Here is a 7,718-nt window from a genome sequence, read left to right as displayed (position 1 = left end):
GGGGCGGGGTCAGCACCTCGGCCCCGCCCCTCCGGACCCCTCCGTGCTCCCGCCGCCCTCCGCGCTCCCGGCCTCCCGCCGCCCTCCCGGCCCTCGGCTCCCTCCGTACCTCCGTACCTCCGTACCTCCGTACCTCAGTCCATCCTGCGCGCAGGCCCGAGCAGTGCGTCCTCGTCGTCGGTCGCCGTGGTCGTGACCCAGTGCCGTTCCCGGCCCGCACACCACAGGGTGACCCCGTCCCCGAGGCCGGGCAGTGCGTCGGCCTCCTCAGGGGGCAGCCCCAACAGCCCGCCGATCCGCTGCGCCTCCTCGGGCGACACCCGCTGTACGCCGACGAGCCCCGAGTCCTGGATCAACCGGGGCGCCACCGGACTCAGATACGGCAGCAGCGTCAGCACCGACTGCCACGCCGCGCGCACCACCCGCCCGCGCGGCGGTCGCATCCCACAGTCCCGTACGACCAGGACGGGCCGCCCCTCCGCCGCCCCCAGCACCGGCACCCGCCCCACATCGAAGAGCTCGGCCCCCGCCGCCCCGCCCACCGCAACGGCCTCCTCCCACGCCTGCGCCCGCGCCGTCTCGACGGCCACCCGGACCCCGGCCGCCGACGCCCGGAGCGCCAGCACCTGAGCAGTCCACAACCCGCCGATCAGCAGTACGTCGTACGGCGCCGCCCGGTGCACCCCGAGCAGCAAGGCCCGCCCCTCCGCGTCGTCCCCGACGAGCACTCCGTCGTCCCCGACGGGAAGGGCCGACGGGGTGCCGCGCTCCTCCACCGCTCCCGTACGCCCAGCCCCGAACAAGCTCCTCACCGCGCACCTCCCAGCGGCAGCGTCGCGAGGACACCCGGCAACTGCTCCCGGTCCATTCGTACGAGCCCCACCCGCGCCTCCCGGGCGGCCAGCTCCCACTCGCGCCGCACCGCCACGAGTTCACCCTCGTCCCGGCAGCTCACCCGGACGTGCCCGGTCACCTCCACCGCCCGGCGCGACGCACCCCGCCGCACGGTCATCCCGAAGGTGGCCGTACGACCGGCCGGCGCCGAGAGCAGCCGGACGGCACCTTCCGGCGCGCCGCCACGGCCTGTTGCCGCCCCTGCGAGCGCATAGGCGGTGTGCAGCAGACCGCCGCAGCGCCACACCCGGGACGACTCGGCACCGGACCGCGCGGCAGGTCCACAAGCCCCGGCGGAATCCGAAGAGACCGAAGCCGCCGAACCGAGCGCAGCGACCACGGCCGAGTCGAGCCCCTCCCGATCCAGCACCTCCGCCCGCAGCCCCGCCCCCGCGATCCGGCTCGCCACCTGGTCCGCGGCCCGCACCAGGCACCGCTGCGCCCCACCCAGCCCGCCACCACGCGCCGCCACGGCCTCCGCGCACCGCTCAGGATCCAGCCGCAACGCCACCCAGGTCAGCCGCACCGCGGGCGCCGCCCCGCCGGGAGGTGCTCCGTGGGGCGCCGCCCCGCCGGGAGGCGCCGCCCCCTGCCTCCGTGCGCCCCGCACCTGCTGCACCACCTGTGCCGAAGCCAGCACGACCCCGTCCACCTCCAGCGCGTCCGCCAGCAGCGACAGCGGCAACTCCCGCACGCCACCGGCCGGCCGCAGCCCCGTGCCCTCCGCCTCGACCCGTACGACCGCCGTCAGAAACGTCCCGTCGCCCACCATGCCGACGACCCGCCGCCCCCGGTCCTCGTAGGCGTACGAACGCAGCCCGCGCACCCCGAAGACGTCGTCACCGGAATCCTGCCGCCGGACCCGCGCCCGGAACGAGGCAGCCGCCGCGAGCCACTCACAGGCCCCCCGCCCACGCCGCCGCAGCAAGCCCAACGCCAGCCCCGCAGAAGCGAGCACGGCCGCCGGCGCCGACCACGGGGAACCGCCCGCCACCCCGGCCACCGCCACCGCGAGCGACAACTCACAGAGCACCAACTCCCGTACGCCAAAAGGCCTGTTGGTTCCGTGCACCCTCGTCCCCATCGCCGTCCCGCCTCCCGTCGCCTGCCGCGGCCGTAACTCCCACTTCCGCAAGGGAGTTGACGGAGCGTTCACCCTATCCGAGCTGTGAGTGACGAGATCCACGGACGGAACGGGGTCCGACAGCTACGACAGGGGAGTGTGGCGGCGGCCCGATGACCTCACGACGAGACGAACTCAACGCATACGACTACGCGAAACGGAGGCTGGTCGCACAGTTCCTGAGACCCACCCCGACCGGCTCCGAGGAGCACGCCCCACGCCCACTGCGCGCGGTCCTGCCGGGTGTGCTCGTCGGCGCGGTCGGCCTGGCGGCCTTCGGGGCGTGGGGGCTGTTCAAGCCGGTGGCCCCGCGCGAGTGGGCGGCGCCCTACGCGCACATCATCGTCGCGAGCAGTTCCACCAGCCGCTACGTCGTCCTGACGACCGACGGCACGCCCAAGCTCCACCCCGTCCTCAACATGACCTCCGCCCGACTCCTCGTCGAGGACGGGCAGAAGAAGATCGTCAAGGTCGACGACGAGGTCCTCGACCGCAGCACCCTCCCGCGCGGCGCCACCGTCGGCATTCCGTACGCACCGGACCGGCTGCCCGACCCGGACGAGGCCGCGGAGCCCAGGTTGTGGGCGGCCTGCGAACGGGCGGAGCAGGGCGGCAGATCCGTCCAGACGGCTGCGTTCGTCCTCGCCGGGCGGGACCGGGCGGGCATCGAGGGGCGGAGCCTGCTGAAGGGCGGCCAACTCCTGTACGTGGAGAGCGCCGACAAGGGGCACGCCCGGTCCGTGGTGGACGCGACGGGGACTGCCTACCCCGTCCGCCCGGGGGATCCCGCTCTCCTCCACCAGCTGGTCGGCCCGGGCCAGGTGCCGCAACGCGTGTCGGGGGCATGGCTCGCCACGCTCCACAAGGGGGATCCGATCGCCTTCCCCCGGGTGCCGGGGAACCTCGGCGAGCGCATCCCCGTCCGTGATCTCCCGGCCGCGGACAGCCGGGTGGGGAGCGTCCTCGTGTCGTCGAGGCCGGGCAGGACCTCGTACTACGTGGTCCTGCCGGACGGCGTGGCACCCGTCTCACACTTCGTGGCGCGGCTGCTGCTCAACAGTTCACAGCTGCTCCGCCTCGGCCAGCACGGCAACGCACGGCCGGTCAGCGCCACCTTCGCCCCGAGGCCGCAGTGGCGTCCGTACGAGCTGTGGCCCGAGCACGCGCCCGAGCCGGAACCCGCGAACGCCACTCAACCCGCTCCGTCCACCTCCACCGCCCCGCCCACGAGTCGCGCCCGCAGCACCGTCTGCACCGTCCTGCGGTCCGTCGACCGAGCCACCGGCGCCACCACGCTCGGCACCTGGGCCGGTACGGAATTCCCCCGTCCGCTCCCGACCGGCACCACCTCCGCCTACGTGACGCCAGGATCCGGTCAGCTGATCCGCCAGTTCACGGGCACCGGCCCACACCTGGGCCCGGTCTTCCTCGTCACCGACTCGGGCCTGCGCCACACCGTCCAGATGAAGGATCACAGCGAGCCGGGCGATACGGGCCACCGCGACGGGCCGGACCGGGCAGCGCAGCCGGGACGAGGACAAGGGTCGGGACAAGGGTCGGGGCAGGGGCAGGGGCAGGGGCAGGGGCAGGTCAAGAGTGCCTTCGAGCTCCTCGGCTACTCCGCCCGTTCGCCCGCTCCGGTTCCCGCCGTCTGGGCCTCCCTCGTACCGACAGGGCCGCGTCTGTCGACCGGCGCGGCCGTGCAGCTGCAGGGCTCGTGACCGGGCGCCCGCGCAGATCCGCGGCATGCCGCAGACTCCTCCGCGCCGTCGCACGCTCCACGGCGACGATCGCGTTTGCCGCGCTCTGCCTGCCCGCCGCGCAGGCCAGGGGGCAGTCGGAGGAACCCGCCGACCCGGGCCCGTGCGCCTTCCCGGCGCAGCCGTACACGGGCCGTCCCTGGCCACTGCAACGCGTCCCGCTCGACGAGGTGTGGGCGCGGTCACGGGGCAAGGGCGTACGCGTGGCTGTCGTCGACACCGGAGTGGACACCAAGAACCCGCAGCTCACCGACGCGGTGGACACGAGGGCGGGAGCCAACTTCCTGCCCCGCACAGGTGCCCTGGCCGACCCCGGCGTACGCGGTGCCGACAACGGCACCTCCGACGAGGTCGGCCACGGCACCAAGGTCGCCGGCATCATCGCGGCCCGCCCCCACCCCGACACGGGCTTCGTCGGCCTGGCCCCCGAAGCCACGATCATCCCCATCGACCAGAACGACGCCGAGGGCAACGGCACCGCCGAACTGCTCGCGGACGCCATCGACCACGCCGTCCGGCAGCGCGCCGACATCATCAACATCTCCCAGGACACGGCGAAGGCGGTGAAGCCGACCGAACTGCTGGAGCGCGCGGTCGAGGCGGCCCTCGCGGAGGGCAGGATCGTCATCGCCTCGGCGGGCAACAGCGGCACCGACGGGAACACGGACCGCACCTACCCGGCTTCCTACGAAGGCGTCCTGGCCGTGGCTTCCTCCGACCGCGACAACGAGCGCGCGTACTTCTCCCAGTCCGGCTCCTTCGTGGGCATCGCCGCCCCCGGCACCGACATCGTGTCGACGGTGCCCGGCGGCGGTCACTGCACCGACAGCGGTACGAGCTTCTCCGCGCCGTACGTGGCCGGTCTCGCCGCCCTCGTCAAGGGCGAGCACAGCGACTGGACCGGCCGGCAGATCGTCGCCCGGATCAAACAGACCGCCGAACGCTCCGCACCCGGCCCCGACCGCTTCGTCGGCTGGGGCGTCGCCGACCCGCAGCGCGCCCTGGCCCAGGACGCACAGGGCATCGACCACCCCGTCGCCGACGGCAACCCGTCCCGTGGGCAGGCTCCCGCGCCGCTGGCGTCCCCGGCGGGCGAGACGCCGCAGGAACGCTCCGTACGCCTGTCGGTCCACGTCCTCACCGCCAGCGCGGTGGCCCTCGCCGTCCTGACCGGATCGGCGGTGGCGGTACGCGACGCGAGACGGCGCGGACGGCGGGTGGCGGAGGAGCGGCCGACCTGACGTCACCCGCTGAACGGGTGTCGCAATGCTGGCCCGCCGAAGCGGTGATCCCGGGCAACAACAGCCTCTGACCAGCGACTTGGCCGAATTCAGCCGTGCAGTGCGATGGCACGCTCAACCGATCAGCAGCCACGCGGGCCGGCCGTGCAGGGCAGCCACGCACGAGAACACGAAGAAGGGGGCGCCGTGCTCGACGGAGGCAGCGCGACCGGCGGCAGCAGTGACCTCGCACGCGGGGTCGGCGCACTCAAGCAATTCCGCTCCCGCGTGCACGCGATACTGGCTGCCTTCCAGGACAGCGCGGCAGGCCCGGAGAGAGTGGCCGTCCACACGCTCACGCGGGCCCAGTTCGGTGCCCCCGGCGCGCCCTTCCCCGAGGCCGACGAACTCCACGCGCAGTACCGCCGTGTCCACACCGGCCTGGTCAAGCTCTCCCGTTCCCTCACCGAACAGATCGACTGCCTGAGCATCGGCGTGCACGGCGCGGACGTCGGCTTCGACAATCTGGAGGAGGAACTGCGCCGCCGCTTCTGGGAGATCCGCTCCCGTACGGAACAGGGCCGGGGGACCGGCGCATGACGCACTTCGAGTCGTGCGGGCTGAACACCATGATCGACCTGGTCGAGGCGGGAAACCCGAAGGCCCTGGCAGGTGCGGCGGAGGCCCTGGGGGAGATGCGGACGGCGTTCCAGGAGGCGGCGGGGGAACTGCGCGGCCACCTCGCGGCGGTGGAGTGGAAGGGGGAGTCCGGCACGGAGTTCCGCAGGTTCGGCGGACGCCTCGCGAGCCACGCCGACGATCTGGGTACGTACGCGAGCATCGTCGGCGTGCACCTCGCGGAGGCGGCGACGGGCCTGACAGCGGTACGCAGCGCGATGCCGCCCAGGGCCGCGGCGGCCGGCACCGGCCCGCCCGCGTCGGAATCGCACCGCCAGGAGGCGATCAACCAGCTGAACCGGCTGGCTTCGTACTACGCGGTGTCGGGCGCGAACCTGGCCGCGGAGGAGCCGCCCCGATTCGAGGACGACCTGGATGCCGCGGTGCCGAGACCGGCGGGCGGTGGGGGAACGGCGACTGCCGGAGGCTCCCCGAGCCCCGGCGGGACGGCGGGCAACGCGTCCGCCGCAGCACCGGGCGGCCACGGCGGAACCGGATACGACGGTGCGGGGAGGCGCGCGGACGCGCCCATGCCCACCGCCACCCCGTACGCCCCGTACGCCCCGTACGACACGCACCCTGCCCACTCGGCCCACTCGGCGGCCCACTCGACCCACTCCACGTCCGACACCGCAGGCACCTCACCCGGCCCGCGTACAGGCCAGGCACCGCCACCGGCAGCCGCATCGGCAGAGCCCCCGCCCCTCACCATGGAACTCAACAGCCTCACGGCTCACCCCACTTCCTCCTCCGGCATCCCCGTCCCCACGGCACCGCAGGCCACCCCGCCTCCCCAGCCGCTGCCCCCGGCAGCAGCCGTGCCCGGCCCGCTCGACGGGATCTCCGGTGGAACCCCACTCACCACACCCGCCCACACGGCGCTCGGCGCTCCCGCCGCCGGAACCACCGGCCGGACCGCCGTCGGCGGGAGTGCCTTCGGTGGGACCTCGGTCGGCAGCAGCCCCCGCCCGCCCGTCACCGCCGGCATGCCGGGAGTGGTCGGCGGCTGCCCCGCCCGAGGGGTCCCCGCCCCGAGAACGGGCACGGGCGGCCCCTTCACCCAGGGCGGTGCAGGACTCCTGCGCCCCGCGCCACCGGCCATGGCGCCCGCGCCCGCCCCCCGAACCTCCACAGGCCCGAAACGGACCAACGGCGCCCCACCACCCTCCCGGCCCCGCCCCCGTCACCCGACGGAGGACGAGGCGACCTGGACAGCAGGCCAACAGACCCCCGTACCTCCCGTCGTCACCCACCCGCCCCCCTGAGGAGCCTCCACCCATGGCAGTCCAGAAGGTCAATGACGTAGCCCTCGCCAAACTCCAGACGGAACTCACCAGGAACTTCGACAGCGTCAAGGGCCAACTCCAGCGCCTGCACGCCACGATCGACGGCCTGGAGGGCCAGTGGCAGGGCATCGGAGCGGGCGCCTTCAACCTGAAGCAGGCCCAGATCAACCAGAACATGGTCAGGATCGGAAGGCTCCTCCTGAAGTTCCAGGAGGCGATCGAGGCGGCGCGCACGATCTCCGGCACCACGGAGGACGAGGTGCGCGCCGCCATGAGGGGCATCGACGTCACTCCGGGCTACGCGGGCTCGGCCCCGTCCCCCGCCTCCGCCCCCACCTCGTCCCTCAGCAGCTACTGACCACTCCTCTCACCCCCTCCATCCCCCTCACCCCCACCGAACCGGGAGCCCCATCTTGTCCCCCAACGACGGCACCATGCTGGTCACTTACGCAGCCCTTGACGAGGCGGCACGCACGATCAAGTCCCAGGCGGACAGGCTCGACGAGAGCCTGGAAGCGATCAAGGCAAAGATCGGCTCGGTCTCCCAGCTCTGGTCCGGCGACGCCAGGGACGCCTACAACGCCGCCCAGGCGGACTGGGACCGCGAAGCGAAGTCCATCCACATGTCGCTCCTCCAGATCTCCCGCGCAGTCAAGGAAGCGGCCCCGGCCTACCGGGCGGGGGACCGGAGGGCGGCTCAGGGCTTCATGTAGTCCCCGCCGGGAGTCGGTGCGGCCCCGGCACGGTGTGCCGGGGC

The 7,718-nt window shown here is 73.7% G+C and carries 8 protein-coding genes; 6 read left to right on the top strand and 2 right to left on the bottom strand.

Annotated elements, in window-relative coordinates:
- Positions 1–134: 134 nt before the first annotated feature.
- Both ACWGIG_RS34885 and eccE read right to left on the bottom strand, forming a co-directional pair.
- The gene (locus ACWGIG_RS34885) at positions 135–812 is read right to left on the bottom strand and encodes a hypothetical protein (protein WP_453325713.1); all 678 of its coding nucleotides are present in this window, start codon (positions 810–812) and stop codon (positions 135–137) included.
- Positions 809–1,966, bottom strand: a complete 1,158-nt coding sequence (gene eccE / locus ACWGIG_RS34880; protein ID WP_453325712.1) for a type VII secretion protein EccE — start codon at positions 1,964–1,966, stop codon at positions 809–811. The genes ACWGIG_RS34885 and eccE overlap by 4 nt, the downstream gene beginning before the upstream one ends.
- Positions 1,967–2,130: 164 nt before the next feature.
- Between eccE and eccB the strand changes: the two genes are divergently transcribed.
- The 6 genes from eccB (at position 2,131) to ACWGIG_RS34850 (ending at position 7,674) form a co-directional block, all read left to right on the top strand.
- Entirely contained in the window at positions 2,131–3,738 is a 1,608-nt protein-coding gene (gene eccB / locus ACWGIG_RS34875; protein WP_453325711.1) for a type VII secretion protein EccB, read from the top strand.
- Entirely contained in the window at positions 3,735–5,018 is a 1,284-nt protein-coding gene (gene mycP / locus ACWGIG_RS34870; protein ID WP_453325710.1) for a type VII secretion-associated serine protease mycosin, read from the top strand. The genes eccB and mycP overlap by 4 nt, the downstream gene beginning before the upstream one ends.
- 186 nt (positions 5,019–5,204) lie before the next feature.
- Positions 5,205–5,597 (top strand): hypothetical protein, encoded by a 393-nt coding sequence (locus ACWGIG_RS34865; protein WP_453325709.1) that lies wholly within the window; start codon positions 5,205–5,207, stop codon positions 5,595–5,597.
- A complete protein-coding gene (locus ACWGIG_RS34860; protein WP_453325708.1) occupies positions 5,594–6,940 on the top strand; it encodes a hypothetical protein in 1,347 nt (448 codons plus the stop codon). Before ACWGIG_RS34865 ends, ACWGIG_RS34860 begins: the two co-directional genes overlap by 4 nt.
- 13 nt (positions 6,941–6,953) lie before the next feature.
- A complete protein-coding gene (locus ACWGIG_RS34855) occupies positions 6,954–7,319 on the top strand; it encodes a WXG100 family type VII secretion target (protein ID WP_453325707.1) in 366 nt (121 codons plus the stop codon).
- Positions 7,320–7,374: 55 nt separating this feature from the next.
- Positions 7,375–7,674 carry a WXG100 family type VII secretion target gene (locus tag ACWGIG_RS34850; RefSeq protein ID WP_453325706.1) on the top strand — a complete coding sequence of 100 codons (300 nt, stop codon included), beginning with the start codon at positions 7,375–7,377 and terminating at the stop codon, positions 7,672–7,674.
- Positions 7,675–7,718: the final 44 nt, after the last annotated feature.

This window comes from Streptomyces sp. NPDC054863 (assembly GCF_053610825.1).
Note: the sequence above shows the minus strand (reverse complement) of the source record. Positions and strands in the feature narration are given on the sequence as shown.

Bases quoted from the DNA above. Each gene is read 5' to 3' on its own strand.
- ACWGIG_RS34860 (WP_453325708.1), top strand. From the start codon at position 5,594: ATGACGCACTTCGAGTCGTGCGGGCTGAACACCATGATCGACCTGGTC.
- ACWGIG_RS34855 (WP_453325707.1), top strand. From the start codon at position 6,954: ATGGCAGTCCAGAAGGTCAATGACGTAGCCCTCGCCAAACTCCAGACG.
- eccB (WP_453325711.1), top strand. From the start codon at position 2,131: ATGACCTCACGACGAGACGAACTCAACGCATACGACTACGCGAAACGG.